The organism is Flavobacterium arundinis (genome assembly GCF_038289855.1).
Taxonomy (GTDB): Bacteria; Bacteroidota; Bacteroidia; order Flavobacteriales; family Flavobacteriaceae; genus Flavobacterium; species Flavobacterium arundinis.
Genome location: NZ_JBBYHR010000002.1, coordinates 1 through 14,489, shown reverse-complemented (window position 1 = coordinate 14,489; position 14,489 = coordinate 1). Strand labels below are relative to the sequence as shown.

Sequence of the window (14,489 nt, the reverse complement as noted above, 5' to 3'; positions counted from 1 at the left end):
TTTCGTAAGAAATTATTTTCAAAAATTTTGTGTTTGGGAGGTCGGTTGCTGCCGGCTGCCGGGGTGGTACAAAAAGTCACCCGCCGCACCCCTTAAAAGTCCTGTGGCCAGGCACCAAAAGTCACCCGATGTGTCCTCATAAATCACCCGCTCCGGACCAAAAACCACCTAAAAAAATCCGCGCCCTTCGCAAGGCACGGATTGGAAAAAAAAGGTTGGTTTAGGTAGCTATTAATAGTAAGTATATCGCCTCACTTTAGCTATGTATTTTGCCAGGCGGATCACCTGGTGGCTGTAGCCGTATTCGTTGTCATACCACACGTAAAGTACTATGTTTCTGCCATCTGCGCTCACGATGGTGGCATTGCTGTCGTATATGGCAGGCTGTGCTGTACCCACTATGTCGCTGGAAACCAACTCGTTATTCATGCTGTAGCGGATCTGCTCCACCAGTTCCCCCTCGAGGGCGTAGTGCTTCATGATCTCGTTGATCTCCTGTACGGTCGTGGTACGGCCTACCTCAAGGTTAAGCACCACAAGCGATCCGTTGGGCACCGGAACCCGTATAGCGTTGGAAGTCAGCTTTCCAGCCAGTGACGGGAGGGCTTTGGCAACGGCGCTTCCGGCCCCTGTTTCGGTGATGACCATGTTGAGTCCGGCAGCACGGCCGCGGCGGTATTTCTTGTGCATATTGTCCACCAGGTTCTGGTCGTTGGTATAGGCATGAATGGTCTCGAGGTGGCCTTTCACCACGCCCAGGGTGTCTTCTACTGCCTTGAGAATCGGGGTAATAGCGTTGGTCGTGCACGATGCCGCCGAGTAGATGTCGACTTCGTCAGGGCTGTATTCACTGTGGTTTACGCCGTATACGATATTCGGAACGCCCTTGCCGGGAGCGGTCAGGAGGACCTTCTCGATACCGTTGGGGGTAAGGTGGCGGCGGAGGGCTTCCTCGGTAGTAAAGGCGCCTGTATTGTCGATGAGCAGGGCATTGCTGATGCCGTATTTTGTATAGTCAATGTCCTCAGGCTGAGCGGCTGTGATAATGTGCACGGTAGTCCCGTTGATGATAAGGGAGCCAGACTCGAAGTCGGCGCTCACGGAGCCTTCAAAGTCCCCGTGGATGGAGTCGTGGCGCAGGAGGGAGGCGCGCTTCTCGAGGAGGGTAGCGTCGTTCTTGTCGCGCACTACTATAGCCCTGAGGCGCAGCTGGTTACCCTTTCCGATCTTGGACATCATTTCGCGGGCCAGGAGCCTGCCGATACGGCCAAAGCCGTACAGGACAACGTCTTTAGGCTGGATGGCACTGTAGGTACGGGCGCCCTTGAGCTTGTCGATTACGAAGGCTGTGGCGTCGTTGTATTTGTCGTCTTCAAGGTGGTACTCGTAGGTAAGTTTGCCAATGTCTATGCGGGAAGGAGGGAGGTCGAGGGCTTCGATAGCACGGGCTATTTCGACGCTATCGAACACGTTTATAGGCTTTTGTACAAATTCGCCGGCATACTCGTGGAGGTTCATGATGTCGCTCACGCTGCGGTCGATAAGCTGGTTGCGGAAGAGCACAAGCTCGATGGATTTGTCGTACCAGAGGTCGCTGACGATCTTTATGAATTCGACGCCTGCCCTGCGCCTGTCGGCCTGGAATGAAAGTTCCTTTTCGTATAAAACATTGTTGTTCATCTGAAGAGATTTGTTTGTTGTTTGTGTGGCAAAAGTATAGATTTCAAACGTTTTCGTAAAAATTTTTTTGAAGAATTTTTTAGTTATGGGAAAATGTGGGGCATTTCCGTTAAAACGGTATTAATGATTGCCTCAAATTGTTTCGAAATTGAGTTTGTCGATAGGTATACAGTGAGTTAGGTGAAAATTTTGTAATACTAAGAATACTTAATTATTTGATAACGCGAAATTTTAGCCAAGACGGTAATTATGTATAAATCAATTTCGTTATAATGCTTAACATTTTGATTATCAAATGTTATAGAAGTGTTAAATTAAGATTCAAACACTGTTAATGTAACGTTTTTAACATTTTCAATTAAAATAATCGTTAAATTTATTTTTATTAACCAAAAAAAATTATTATGAAAACAAGATTACGATTACTTTATTTCAGTATTTTGGTCTGTTGCATTCTAGGTCTTAGCAATAAAACGTATGCGCAGTTAACCTATTCACAGGACTTTGAAATAGATGAAGGCGGATGGTCTGATGACGATTTTTTTGCCTTTTATTTCTTCCCATGTACAGGAGAAAATGCCCTGACAGCTGAAATGTACAGCGACCCTGATGCTGGGGATTTTTTTGCACCGGTGACAATATCGTCTTCGTTGGGTACTTCTAACGGTTTACAGGCTACACTCACGTACAGTTATTCACTAATCGATTGGAACACCTTTGAGGGTGTGACCAATTCACCGGACTGGGGTGAATTCACTATCGAGTATAGTTCTTCTCAATCGGGACCGTGGACTAACCTGCAAACTATTAATCCGTCCAACCACGTAGAGTCGGATGATTGCGCTGTGAAGACAGTAACGTTCACACCTCCTGTAGGCCCCGTTTATATGAGGATTACCGCAACTCCTAACGCGAGCCTTCTTACAGATGTACTTATTAATATAGATAACTTCTCAGTAGTGCAGACTTTGGAAGCCTGTACAGGTACGCCTGCTGCCTCGTCTGCTGTGGCCGACCAGCCGCTGCTTTGCAACGGCAGCATTGTCAACCTGTCGCTTTCTCCTGCTTATGCTGCTTCCGGCCTTATTTACCAGTGGCAGTCTTCACCAGATGGTATTTCTTATACAAATGTACCTACAGGCGGTACATCGGCGACCTATACTACAAGCCAGGCCGCTTCTATGTGGTATCGCGCCAACATATCCTGCGGGGCGGGCACACCGGTTACCAGTACACCTGTACATGTAATAAATAGCGGAATGCCATGCCTGTGCGATGTTACTTTTACGGATGATATAGAACCGATCACACACGTAGAATTTGCCGGGATAGATAATACCAGCCCTGCCGCGATAAATGGTACTCCGGGCGTTGAGAGTTTTACTAACCTTCCTCCTGCACAGGTTACTCCGGGCGAAACTTACGAAATTACATTAGAGGGAAATACCAATGATCCTGACGGTGAAGGTGGTTATGAAACCTATTTTAGTGTTTTCTTTGACTGGAACCAGGATGGTGATTTTGAAGATGACAGTGAGAAATACGATATCGATTTTATTGTTTTCTCAGATGGGGAAGATGGGGTACAGGCTACAGGCGGGATTGAAGTGCCTGCGGGCGCTTTGCCGGGACTTACCTATATGAGGGTATTTAAACTTTTCAATACTTTCCCTGATGCGGCTTGTGGTGATGAGTTTGGCTACGGTCAGGTTGAAGATTATCTTGTCAATGTTGCGGCTCCCTCGACAGAGACACTCGACTATGTAAACCTTCAGTGGCCAGCTACTATGACCTTTACGGCAGGAGGGTCGGATACTGCTTATGCACAGGCCTGGGAAGGCGGAGTTACCGAAGCTCCCGGCGCAGGTGCAGGAATTACAGCATGGATAGGAATCAGCCCGGCAGGCAGCAATACCAACCCTAACACATGGACAACATGGATACCTGCTACATTCAACACCCAGGCAGGTAACAACGATGAATATATGGCTGTAATCGGTGCAGGCCTTACGCCGGGCACCTATTACTACGCAAGCCGTTTCCAGCTTAATGGCGGCCCATACACCTATGGAGGATATACCCCGACGGGAGGTGGCTACTGGGATGGTACTACAAATATAAGCGGTGTGCTTACAGTAACTTGTGCTACCACTGCGCCAGTAGCTGATGCTGCACAGACACTTTGCCAGGGAAGCACCATTGCCGATATTGATATTACAGGTACTATGATAACATGGTATAATGCTGCTACGGGTGGAACTGCACTTCCGGCAAGTACCGTACTAACTGATGGTACTACTTATCATGCCTCTGCTACTGCGGGCGGTTGTGAGAGTGTTGCCAGGACTCCGGTTACAGTTGATATCACTGTTACACCTGCCCCAACAGCTGACGAGACGACACAGACATTTTGTAATGCTGCCGGCCTTGAAGACCTTGAGGTAGACGGCGATGGCGAAATAATGTGGTATATCGCACAGACAGGCGGAACTGCACTTCCGGGTAACACTGTACTTGCTAATAATACAACTTATTATGCTTCACAATCTATAGATGGCTGCGAAAGTATTGCACGTACGGGGATTATGGTTAACATCACGTCATCTGCTATTCCTACAGGTGATGCTGTGCAGGAAATTGAAGTTGATTCGGCTGACGATGCCACTATTGAAGATATTGAAGTTACAGCTACGGGTACAATAAACTGGTACGATAGTGAGGAAAATGCAGAAGCAGGTGAAGATGCATTGGAAGAAGGTACAGTATTAACGAATGGTACTTATTATGCGACTCAGACTATCGATGGCTGCGAAAGCGCACCTTTTGCTGTTACGGTAAGCGTTACATTAGGCAATGATGAATTTGATGCAGCTTCATTCATGTATCATCCTAACCCGGTTAAAGATGTGCTTACACTTTTGTATGCAAAGAACATTTCATCGATTGAAGTCTACAATATTGTAGGGCAAAAAGTTATCGTGAAATCTGTCAACCAAAATGAGGCCCAACTGGATATGTCACAGCTTTCTGCCGGCACATATATGGTAAAAGTGATGGGCGATACGTCTTCTAAAACAATCAAGGTTGTGAAACAGTAAAAGCAAATTCAATATAAGTCTTGAACGGGTGGCTCTATGCTGCCCGTTTTTGCATTATAATATTAAAATTACAGCTTAGGAGATGAGATATTAGTATTAAAAATCACTTATTTGACTATGAATGTTACAAAAATGTTAAAAGTTTGCTTTTTACAACTTCTATAAACAGAATTTAATATTTAAATAAAATATTTTGTTAAATTTAAGACCTATAAAAAATTATATATGAAAACAAGACTACAATTGCTTTTTTATGCCTTACTCATTTGCAGTACTGTCATATTTTCAAATGACGCTGTGGCGCAGATTGCCTACAATGCCGCCTTCAATAACGGAATGTCCAACTGGGACAGTGATGAATTTTATCACACAACAGACGAACCGTGTATGGGAAATGGTGCATTGAGAGTAAACCTTTACGATAGTACGCCAAGTGCAGAGTTGCTGTCGCCAAGTATAGGCACGTCAAATGGCGGCGTGGTTACTTTCAACTACCGCTATAAACTCCTTAACTACGATAACTTTCCGGATGATGCCACTCAAAATGCGGGCAACTGGGGAACGTTGCGCGTCTATTATGCCCTTTCGGCTGCCGGCCCATGGAACGTGTTACAAACAATGGACCCTGCAAATCACGTTGAATCGCTCAACTGCGTGACCAAAACGGTTACGTTTGTGCCACCCGCAGGAAGCAATGTGTACCTACGCGTTTTAGCCGAAATTGGCGACATGGATAACGATTTCTATGTTTATTTCGACCAGGTTCAGGTTACACAGGCTACGCCTACAGCTTGTGCAGGTACTCCTGCGGCATCACAGGCAGTAGCCTCGGCTACAATTACCTGCGCCACGCAAAATGTTGTATTGTCTCTGGCGCCGGGATATTCCAATACCGGATTAAATTATCAGTGGCAATCTTCTACAAATGGAACTGATTATACTAATGTGCCAACGGGCGGAACTGCTGCAACTTATACGGCTACACAGTCTGCATCCACCTGGTACAGGGCTCAGATAACATGCGGCGCCGGAGGCGATACCACAACAAGCGCACCGGTACAGGTAGCTTCTACCGGAGGGCCTTGCTACTGTGATATCGATTTCCTTGAGGGTATAGAGCCTATTACACGGGTAAGTTTTGCCGGTATCAATAACGTCACCTCTGCTGAGCCTGACGGGACACCGGCACTGGAAGACTTTACTTCATTAACTCCCGGGGTTATAACCCAGGGGCAAACCTATCCCATAACCCTTCAGGGTAATACTGTTGACGAATTTTTGGATGGGTACCAGGACTACTTTAAAGTGCACATTGACTTTAACCATAACGGTACTTTTGAAGCAGCAGAAGGTTTCGAGCTGGGATATATTGAGTTTTCTGATGGTGAAGATGATGTCCAGCTGACAGGCACTATTGCGATCCCTGCCGATGCTGTGACGGGCCTTGCCCGCATGAGGGTTGTAAAGCAGTGGTATGATGATTTTGGTGGTACACAATATACCGACCCTTGCGGTAGTGACAACAGCGGCTATGGTCAGGCAGAAGATTACCTGCTTAACATACAGGCTGCTTCAACAGAAACATTGGATTATGTAAACCTGCAATGGCCGGCTACAATGACATTTGCGGCGGGCGGGTCAGATACCGCTTATGCACAGGCGTGGAAAGGCGGCCTGACCGAAGCTCCGGGCGCGGGTGCGGGCATTATGGCATGGATAGGCATAAGCCCTGCGGGCAGCAATACCAATCCGAATACATGGACAAACTGGGTGCCTGCTACTTTTAATGTACAGGCAGGCAACAATGACGAATATATGGCTGCGATAGGTGCGGGCCTCGCGCCGGGAACCTACTACTATGCAAGCCGTTTCACGCTTAACGGAGGCCCATATACTTATGGCGGGTTTACCCCAACAGGTGGCGGTACCTGGGACGGTACTACAAACGTAAGCGGTGTGCTTACGGTGACATGCAGTACAACGGCACCGGTTGCCGCTGCTACGCAGACATTCTGTTCCGGTGCTACTGTAGCAAACCTACAGGCTACCGGCGCTGTGATATCATGGTACAATGTTGCTACAGGCGGCACTGCCCTTGCCCCGACCACGGTACTTACAGGTGGCGCTACCTACTATGCCTCAATAACACCTGCGGGTGGCTGCGAAAGCACTACCAGGACAGCTGTTACAGTAGTTATAACTTCAACACCTGCACCGGATGCTGATGCCACGCAGACATTCTGTTCAGGCGCCACAGTAGCCGACCTTCAGGCTACGGGCTCTGTGATATTATGGTACAGCGCCGCAACAGGCGGTACCGCACTTGCTTCAACAACAGTACTTGCCAGCGGAAATTACTATGCTTCTGTAACACCCGCAGAGGGTTGCGAAAGCACGGCAAGGACAATGGTAGAAGTGACCATTACAACTGTTCAGGTACCAACGGTTACAGTTGTTCAGCCTGCCTGTGGCGATCCTACAGGAACTATAACAGTAAATTCTCCTGTGGGGGCAGGGTTTACCTATGATGCGAACGGCACAGGATTCCAGGCTTCGGCAACGTTTACAAACCTCGTGCCGGGTACCTATACCATCACTGCTAAAAATGCATCGGGCTGTACAGCATCGGTACCTGTTATAATTAACGGTGCACCTGCTATACCTGATGCACCTGTAGTAACTATAGTCCAGCCAACATGTTCTGTAGCTACAGGCAGTATTACAATTACGTCGCCTCTTGGGGCAAACCTGACTTATGCTATAGATGGCGGCACTTTCCAGGCTTCACCTGTATTTAATGATGTGATGCCGGGTAATCATAGTATATCGGTTAAAAACGCAGAGGGATGCATCGGCCTTACCTCAGATATTGTTGTAAATGCAGTACCTGCCGCTCCTGATGCCCCGACCGGGGACGCTACGCAGGAAATTGCGGTTGATGCCGCACAAGATGCTACTATAGAAGATATCACAGTAACTGCTGATGGAACTGTAAAATGGTATGCCTCACAGGAAAATGCAGAAGCCGGTGAAAATGCATTGGAAGAAGGTACTGTAATAACGAATGGTACCTACTACGCCACCCAAACTGTTGATGATTGCCAAAGCGCTCCTTTTGCTGTGACAGTTGCGATTACATTGGGCATTGGCGAGTTTGATGCTGCTTCATTCCGCTATCATCCTAACCCGGTTAAAGATATCCTTACGCTTTCATACGATAAAAATATTTCAGGTATTGAAGTATATAACATCGTAGGGCAGAAGGTGATTGTAAAATTGGTGAACCAAAATGAAGCCCGGCTTGACATGTCACAGCTTGCTGCCGGTACGTATCTGGTAAAAGTTGTAAGCGATGCTGCTTCTAAAACAATTAAGATTTTGAAACAATAAGGACAAATTAAATATAAACCTGAAACGGGCGGCATATGGGCCGCCCGTTTTATTTTAAGTTCTGATATAATTTAGATTGACAAACTATGCTATATCCTGTTAGCCAGTTTGGCAACTTTCCAATATCGTAGTATATCGGTAAGGAGCTGGTGATAGGCAGTATAGTCGTTGGGCTTCGTAAAATATCCCTGAATTGACATTTCGTACGACTGCCTCATAAACGCTGTATTATCGCCAGAGGTGGTGAGGAAAATATAGGGTGCACATTTTTGGCGTAACGGCGGGTCATCAAATACGGTCTGCCTTATTTGGAAGCCGTTCATCCGCGGCATATTAATATCCGAAATTATCAGGAAAGGCGCAAACGGCATTTCCCGCAGATATTTTAAAGTATCTTCTCCATTATCAAATGTTATAATTTCGTTAGCAAAGCTATTTTCCGCAATTACATCTTCCAGTACCTCTTTTATGATGTCGAGGTCTTCTACATCATCGTCAATAACGATTATTTGCCCGTTTAAGTTCATAGCTGTCAATATTTTTACAAAAATACCCAAAGGCATTTAATTATTTGCAGTTTTGAAAACCAAACTCTTATAAGATTAGTTTCTTAAAGTGGTACTACCATATCCTTTTACGAAGTAAAGCCAAAAAAGGTTCACTTTTAAATGATGGAAATTACCCATGCCACGTAAATTTACTATTTTTATTCCAATTATTAACGTGATATCTATGCCTGAAACTTTCGAATCCCAACGTTTAGTATTTCGCGAACTTGAGCCTTCCGATGAAGAAGCATTATTCGAACTTGATTCCGATCCCGAAGTCCATCGTTATCTTGGCAATACCCCTGTTCAGTCTATGGATGAAATCAGGATGGTTATAACAATGATAAGGGAGCAGTACCGTAATAATGGCGTTGGCCGAATGGCTGTTATTTTAAAAGAAACAGGTGAGTTTTTGGGTTGGGCAGGCCTTAAGCTGGCGAAGGACGAATTGAATGGAAATGTCAATTATTACGACCTGGGCTATCGCTTCATGCAAAAGCACTGGGGCAAAGGCTATGCAACTGAGTCGGCAAAGGCTTTTATTGACTATGGCTTTAACGTGATGAAGTTGCCTAAGATCAATGCTTATGCCGATGCAGGCAATAAAGGTTCACATGCCGTGCTGGAGAAAGCAGGCTTAAAATATATTGAAACATTTGATGATGAGGGCGTGCCATCGGTATGGTATGAAATGACAAATCCTTTTAAAATATGAAGAAGCCGTTGAGGATCGTCAGGAATATTTTTATAGCAATTGTGGGGTTATATTTACTGGTATTATGCCTTTTGTATTTCTTTCAGGAAAAATTGCTTTTCCATCCTCAGTTCCTGGAACAGAAGCACCAATTTGCATTTTCCGGTTCATTTGAGGAGATCTTTATTCCTGTAGATGACGATGTAAAGCTGCATGGCGTATTGTTTAAGGCGAAGAACAGCAAAGGGCTTGTGTTTTATCTGCATGGCAATGGCGGCTGTGTTGACGGTTGGGGTGGTTCTGCTGAAAATTTCACATCATCGGGTTACGACCTTTTTATGTTGGATTATCGCGGCTACGGAAAAAGCGGTGGGGCTATAGAAGGCGAAGCACAGATGAATGATGATATAGAAAAAGCGTTCGCGTTTATGCAGGAAAAATATAAGGAAGGCACCATTATAATTGTGGGATACTCCATTGGTACCGGGCCTGCGTCACATTTGGCAGCGGCCAAAAATATAAAAGCGCTTATCCTTCAGGCTCCCTATTACAGCCTTACGGAACTGGAAAGTGAAAAGGTGCCGCTGATCCCCGAATTTGTAAAACGCTATAAATTTAATACAGGTAATGAGATACTAAAAGTAAAAGCGCCCATCTATCTTTTCCACGGTACGGAAGATAAGCTGATACCCTATAAGCATTCGCTAAAATTAAAGGAGAAAGCCGGCGATCGTGCCGTTTTGATACCTTTGCCGGGCGAAGGGCATAACGCTATAAACGAAAGCGATTTGTTTAAGGAGAAACTATCCGAAATTCTAAAAAAATCATGAAAAAAATTATTGCTTTGTTTTTATTGGTTTGCGGTACGGTATACGGTCAGGCCTCTTACAAGGGTACACTCGACATATACCCGATAGAACTTGTTACCCATGTATATTCGGATGGGCCTGTGAATGCGCTATATGCATACTCAAAATACGATACGCCGATCACCATTAATGGAGAACTAAAAAACAGGACACTTACCCTTTTCGAGACCAACAAAGCTGGCGATACCATAGCTAATTTCACTTTTACGTATTTTAATACGCGTGCCGATGTAGTTCATGGCCTTTGGACAGGAAATGGAAAGCAACTGGAAGTCAGATTGCAAAAACAATTCGACCTTTCTGAAGATGAACCGGAGTCACAATGGTATAACAGGTTGCTGCTGATGTCGGGTTCAACGGCTAAATTCTATTTTAAGGAAGAGTTGACACGGCTGAAAGATGACTGGACATCGAGGGTCACTGCTGTAAATATTTATGAGAAAGGCACCGACAAACTTGTGCAGCGCATCCCGGTGGAATGCCAGTTGTGGGGCATCAATGCCATACAGGTGGGTGACTTTAATTTTGACGGGCTTGAGGATTTTTCGGTTTTTGAGCAAAGCTATGCCGGAGCCAATACGTCAAGTTTATATTTTCTTTTTGATAAGAAAACGGGCCAATTCTTTAATAGTGGCTTTGAGGGTGCGACATTTGACTTCGACCAGGAGAAGAAGCTGGTTTATGAGCACAATTCATGCTGCATGAATACCAGCGTTATGAATGCGACCTACAAAGTGGTGAACAACAAATTAGTAGTTGTAGAGAAAAAGTGCCTGCAATATGATGAGGCGACAGGTGATTACAAGGAAATAAACTGCGACTGATTACCGCCTTTTTTTGATTTTTCTTTTTTCGAAAAGATAGCCAATAATAAGGCCGACCACAATCCATAATGGGATGCCCAAAAGTATTTTTGTAGTATCAAATCGCTCGTGGTCGATAAGCGGGAACAGGATCATCGTGATAACATACAATATGCCTGCCCAAACGAGGCCCGATCTAATCCATCGTTTCATAGCTATTGGTCTATTTGTTTCTTAGGGTTTTTCTTTCTGGAAACATACCCGAAAATAAGTCCGAATATAAGCCATACCGGCAACGTTACGGCAAATTTTGTCCAGTTCACACCAGTCCCGTCAAATAGCGGAAAGCCCACATTCATTACCACCGCCATAAAGGCGCCCCAAATCAAACCAAACTTTACCCAACTCTTGTTCATTACTCCTGAATATTATAAAGCAAATATACTAAAAGTTTAAGAGTTGCCGGCAATTAAGCCAATTGTGTAATCGCTTAATTCTGCTATCTTTGCGGCTTCAAAAAATACAGCTATGATTACTATAGATTCACTTTCGGTACAATTTGGCGGTACAACGCTCTTTAGCGACGTTTCCTTTTCGATAAATGAAACCGATAAAATAGCCCTTATGGGTAAGAACGGTGCCGGAAAATCGACCCTCCTTAAAATTATTGCAGGAGAAAATAAACCGTCTTCAGGAAATATATCCAGTCCGAAAGGCACCGTGATCGCTTACCTGCCGCAGCATTTGCTTACACATGATGATGCTACGGTTTTTGAGGAAACGTCGAAGGCATTTGCAGGTATTTTCAAAATGAAGGCCGAAATCGATGCGCTGAATGAAGAGCTTACGGTGCGTACCGATTATGAATCGGATGAGTATTATAAGATCATAGAAAAAGTATCGGAACTTAGTGAGAAGTTCTACTCAATAGAAGAGGTAAATTACGAAGCTGAAGTAGAGAAAGTGCTTATCGGTATGGGCTTTGAACGTGAAGACTTTACAAGGCCAACATCGGAATTCAGCGGTGGCTGGAGGATGCGTATCGAGCTGGCAAAAATACTGTTGCAAAAACCCGACCTAATCCTGCTGGATGAGCCGACCAACCACATGGACATCGAGAGTATCCAGTGGCTGGAGGATTTCCTTGTAAACAGTGCCAAAGCCGTAATGGTAATTTCGCACGACAGGGCTTTCGTCGACAATATAACCACTAGGACTATAGAAGTTACCATGGGCCGTATATACGATTATAAAGCCAAGTATTCCCACTATCTGGAACTGCGTAAAGACCGCCGGGCGCATCAGCAAAAAGCCTATGAAGAGCAGCAGAAGATGATTGCCGAGAACATGGAATTTATAGAGCGCTTTAAGGGTACATACTCTAAAACGCTACAGGTGCAATCGAGGGTGAAGATGCTCGAAAAACTGGAACTTGTTGAGGTAGATGAAGTGGATACCTCTGCGCTTAAGCTGAAATTCCCGCCATCGCCGCGTTCCGGCCAATATCCTATAGTGGTGAATGAATTGTCTAAATCCTATGGCGACCATGTAGTTTTCAAAGATGCCTCGATGGTTATAGAGCGTGGTCAGAAACTGGCTTTCGTAGGCCGTAACGGCGAAGGTAAATCAACCATGGTCAAGGCGATAATGGGCGAAATTGACTTTGAAGGCAAACTCGAGGTAGGGCATAACGTTCAAATCGGTTATTTCGCACAAAATCAGGCAGCAATGCTCGATGAGAATCTTACGGTATTTGATACCATCGACCAGATCGCTGTGGGTGAGATCCGTACACAGATAAAAAACCTGTTGGGCGCTTTCATGTTTAGCGGGGATGATACGACCAAAAAAGTAAAAGTACTGTCGGGAGGGGAGCGGACACGCCTTGCAATGATCAAGCTGTTGCTGGAACCCGTGAACCTGCTGATTCTGGATGAGCCTACCAATCACCTCGATATGAAAACGAAGGACATTATAAAAGATGCGCTTAAAGCCTTTGATGGTACGCTGGTACTGGTATCGCACGACAGGGATTTCCTTGACGGGTTGGTTACCAAAGTTTTTGAATTCGGACACAAAAGGGTGAAAGAGCATTTTGAAGACATTAAAGGTTTCCTTGAAATGAAAAAGATGGAGAGCCTAAGGGATATAGAGAAAAAGAACTAGGCCCCCTAACCCCCCAAGAGGGAATTCCACTCTTGCAGGATATTGCAATTGTTATATCATTAAAATATCTTTTCAAAAAAAATAAATCCGGTACGAAATTTTTCGTACCGGATCTTCACATAAACAACTAAACCTAACTTTTAATTTCTGGCTTCCATTTATTCCAGGCCATTACATCCTTCCTTATACCGTCTTCCCAGGCGTCTCCAAACTTATTTTTGAGGTATTCAAAAACCAGCAGGTTATAATCAGAATAGAAGCTCAGATTTGGTGGCGCAAGACAACCGAATTTGTAATAGGTAATTCCATACTCCTTCTGAAAATCGGCTTCCCCTTCCTGTATCCTGTCCATAAGGCCTCCAAGAATATAAATATGTATTGTGTTATTAGCAACATCTTTACGGAACTGCACTTCGGGAGTAATTGTGGATTGTGCCAATGCATCCGGCACAATCGTGAAAAGCAAAAGCAATACTATAATTTTTTTCATAATTAATTTTTTAAAAAGCCCCGCGGGTTATGGCTCCCACAGGACTTTTCGGGATTTGAGTTAGTTAAAAATAGAATCCTTTTATTTTAAAGCTTTAGCCTGTTCCTTCGCATCTCTTTTTTGTTGCCGCTTCAGTTTGCGGAGTTCGCGTTTTGTGAGGCCGTTTTTCGTCTGTATAATGATAAGCCCACCGGCAGCCTTACTTCCGTAAATTGATGTGGCGGCTGCATCTTTAAGTACACTAATGCTTGCAATATCTTCGGGGTTAATGGTTATAATAATCTCTTGATCAACTGGAAGTCCGTCTAATACATACAATGGATCCTTTGGTGGAGCTGAACTGGGGAACCGGCATACATGGAAGTTATTAGTGCCTGTCTGGCCGGGAGTAATATTCAAACCGGGTACCTGTCCCTGTAAGGATTGAATAAATGCAGGATCGGGTTTTACCTCGCAGGTTTGCTCTACTTCTTGTTTAGGTAATTCTTGTGCAGAAGCATTTACTATGGATGCCAACAGCAGAAAGAGTAATATGATTTTTTTCATGATAGATTGTGTTAAAAAAAGCCCCGCAGGTTATGGCTCCCACGAGGCCGGGGATTTGAGTTAGTTAAAAGGGCCCCTGCCCCATAAGTGTTCGGAAGACTTTAAACCATATTAGATAGTGGTATTTTGCTTGGATCTCCATCGCAGATTACCACTATTTCTTTTATTATTTCCATATTTAATTCTTCCACGAACTCGTACTTGG

General features: G+C 44.7%; 12 protein-coding genes. 6 read left to right on the top strand and 6 right to left on the bottom strand.

All coding sequences use genetic code 11. The annotated features are described in order from the left end of the window. Positions 1 to 231: 231 nt before the first annotated feature. The gene (locus AAEO56_RS03150) at positions 232 to 1,680 is read right to left on the bottom strand and encodes a glyceraldehyde-3-phosphate dehydrogenase (protein WP_341695575.1); all 1,449 of its coding nucleotides are present in this window, start codon (positions 1,678 to 1,680) and stop codon (positions 232 to 234) included. 404 nt (positions 1,681 to 2,084) lie between these two features. Here AAEO56_RS03150 and AAEO56_RS03145 point away from each other — a divergent pair, with 404 nt between their 5' ends. Together AAEO56_RS03145 and AAEO56_RS03140 are read left to right on the top strand one after the other, a co-directional pair. Continuing rightward, entirely contained in the window at positions 2,085 to 4,778 is a 2,694-nt protein-coding gene (locus tag AAEO56_RS03145) for an Ig-like domain-containing protein (RefSeq protein WP_341695574.1), read from the top strand. Positions 4,779 to 5,003: 225 nt separating this feature from the next. Beyond that, positions 5,004 to 8,168 carry an Ig-like domain-containing protein gene (locus AAEO56_RS03140; protein WP_341695573.1) on the top strand — a complete coding sequence of 1,055 codons (3,165 nt, stop codon included), beginning with the start codon at positions 5,004 to 5,006 and terminating at the stop codon, positions 8,166 to 8,168. 89 nt (positions 8,169 to 8,257) lie between these two features. On the opposite strand, the gene AAEO56_RS03135 is transcribed toward AAEO56_RS03140, so the two are convergent. Continuing rightward, positions 8,258 to 8,695 (bottom strand): response regulator, encoded by a 438-nt coding sequence (locus AAEO56_RS03135; protein ID WP_341695572.1) that lies wholly within the window; start codon positions 8,693 to 8,695, stop codon positions 8,258 to 8,260. 205 nt (positions 8,696 to 8,900) lie between these two features. On the opposite strand from AAEO56_RS03135, the gene AAEO56_RS03130 reads away from it, so the two are divergent. Genes AAEO56_RS03130 through AAEO56_RS03120 form a run of 3 tightly spaced genes read left to right on the top strand, consistent with a single transcriptional unit; the run spans position 8,901 to position 11,103 of the window. Further along, positions 8,901 to 9,431 (top strand): GNAT family N-acetyltransferase, encoded by a 531-nt coding sequence (locus AAEO56_RS03130; RefSeq protein ID WP_341695571.1) that lies wholly within the window; start codon positions 8,901 to 8,903, stop codon positions 9,429 to 9,431. After that, positions 9,428 to 10,240, top strand: coding sequence for an alpha/beta hydrolase (locus AAEO56_RS03125; RefSeq protein WP_341695570.1), 813 nt, complete (start codon positions 9,428 to 9,430; stop codon positions 10,238 to 10,240). Before AAEO56_RS03130 ends, AAEO56_RS03125 begins: the two co-directional genes overlap by 4 nt. Beyond that, complete coding sequence (locus AAEO56_RS03120; RefSeq protein WP_341695569.1) at positions 10,237 to 11,103, top strand: XAC2610-related protein; 867 nt, start codon at positions 10,237 to 10,239, stop codon at positions 11,101 to 11,103. The genes AAEO56_RS03125 and AAEO56_RS03120 overlap by 4 nt, the downstream gene beginning before the upstream one ends. Here the strand turns inward: AAEO56_RS03120 and AAEO56_RS03115 are convergent, their stop codons facing one another. After that, entirely contained in the window at positions 11,104 to 11,295 is a 192-nt protein-coding gene (locus tag AAEO56_RS03115) for a hypothetical protein (protein ID WP_341695568.1), read from the bottom strand. 2 nt (positions 11,296 to 11,297) lie between these two features. Further along, on the bottom strand, positions 11,298 to 11,498 hold the full coding sequence (locus tag AAEO56_RS03110) for a hypothetical protein (protein ID WP_341695567.1): 201 nt from the start codon (positions 11,496 to 11,498) through the stop codon (positions 11,298 to 11,300). A gap of 112 nt (positions 11,499 to 11,610) precedes the next feature. On the opposite strand from AAEO56_RS03110, the gene AAEO56_RS03105 reads away from it, so the two are divergent. Further along, positions 11,611 to 13,248 (top strand): ABC-F family ATP-binding cassette domain-containing protein, encoded by a 1,638-nt coding sequence (locus tag AAEO56_RS03105; protein ID WP_341695566.1) that lies wholly within the window; start codon positions 11,611 to 11,613, stop codon positions 13,246 to 13,248. Between the two features lie 133 nt (positions 13,249 to 13,381). Here AAEO56_RS03105 and AAEO56_RS03100 read toward each other — a convergent pair whose 3' ends face one another. Then, positions 13,382 to 13,738: an FEKKY domain-containing protein gene (locus AAEO56_RS03100; RefSeq protein ID WP_341695565.1), complete on the bottom strand. Its 357-nt coding sequence runs from the start codon at positions 13,736 to 13,738 to the stop codon at positions 13,382 to 13,384. An 81-nt stretch (positions 13,739 to 13,819) separates the two neighbouring features. Continuing rightward, positions 13,820 to 14,284, bottom strand: coding sequence for a TonB-dependent receptor plug domain-containing protein (locus AAEO56_RS03095; RefSeq protein WP_341695564.1), 465 nt, complete (start codon positions 14,282 to 14,284; stop codon positions 13,820 to 13,822). Positions 14,285 to 14,489 lie beyond the last annotated feature (205 nt).

What these genes read in the sequence shown, in the direction of transcription:
- AAEO56_RS03135 (WP_341695572.1), bottom strand. Translation starts at nt 8,695, where the DNA reads ATGAACTTAAACGGGCAAATAATCGTTATTGACGATGATGTAGAAGAC.
- AAEO56_RS03140 (WP_341695573.1), top strand. Translation starts at nt 5,004, where the DNA reads ATGAAAACAAGACTACAATTGCTTTTTTATGCCTTACTCATTTGCAGT.
- AAEO56_RS03115 (WP_341695568.1), bottom strand. Translation starts at nt 11,295, where the DNA reads ATGAAACGATGGATTAGATCGGGCCTCGTTTGGGCAGGCATATTGTAT.
- AAEO56_RS03095 (WP_341695564.1), bottom strand. Translation starts at nt 14,284, where the DNA reads ATGAAAAAAATCATATTACTCTTTCTGCTGTTGGCATCCATAGTAAAT.
- AAEO56_RS03145 (WP_341695574.1), top strand. Translation starts at nt 2,085, where the DNA reads ATGAAAACAAGATTACGATTACTTTATTTCAGTATTTTGGTCTGTTGC.
- AAEO56_RS03110 (WP_341695567.1), bottom strand. Translation starts at nt 11,498, where the DNA reads ATGAACAAGAGTTGGGTAAAGTTTGGTTTGATTTGGGGCGCCTTTATG.
- AAEO56_RS03150 (WP_341695575.1), bottom strand. Translation starts at nt 1,680, where the DNA reads ATGAACAACAATGTTTTATACGAAAAGGAACTTTCATTCCAGGCCGAC.
- AAEO56_RS03130 (WP_341695571.1), top strand. Translation starts at nt 8,901, where the DNA reads ATGCCTGAAACTTTCGAATCCCAACGTTTAGTATTTCGCGAACTTGAG.
- AAEO56_RS03100 (WP_341695565.1), bottom strand. Translation starts at nt 13,738, where the DNA reads ATGAAAAAAATTATAGTATTGCTTTTGCTTTTCACGATTGTGCCGGAT.
- AAEO56_RS03125 (WP_341695570.1), top strand. Translation starts at nt 9,428, where the DNA reads ATGAAGAAGCCGTTGAGGATCGTCAGGAATATTTTTATAGCAATTGTG.
- AAEO56_RS03120 (WP_341695569.1), top strand. Translation starts at nt 10,237, where the DNA reads ATGAAAAAAATTATTGCTTTGTTTTTATTGGTTTGCGGTACGGTATAC.
- AAEO56_RS03105 (WP_341695566.1), top strand. Translation starts at nt 11,611, where the DNA reads ATGATTACTATAGATTCACTTTCGGTACAATTTGGCGGTACAACGCTC.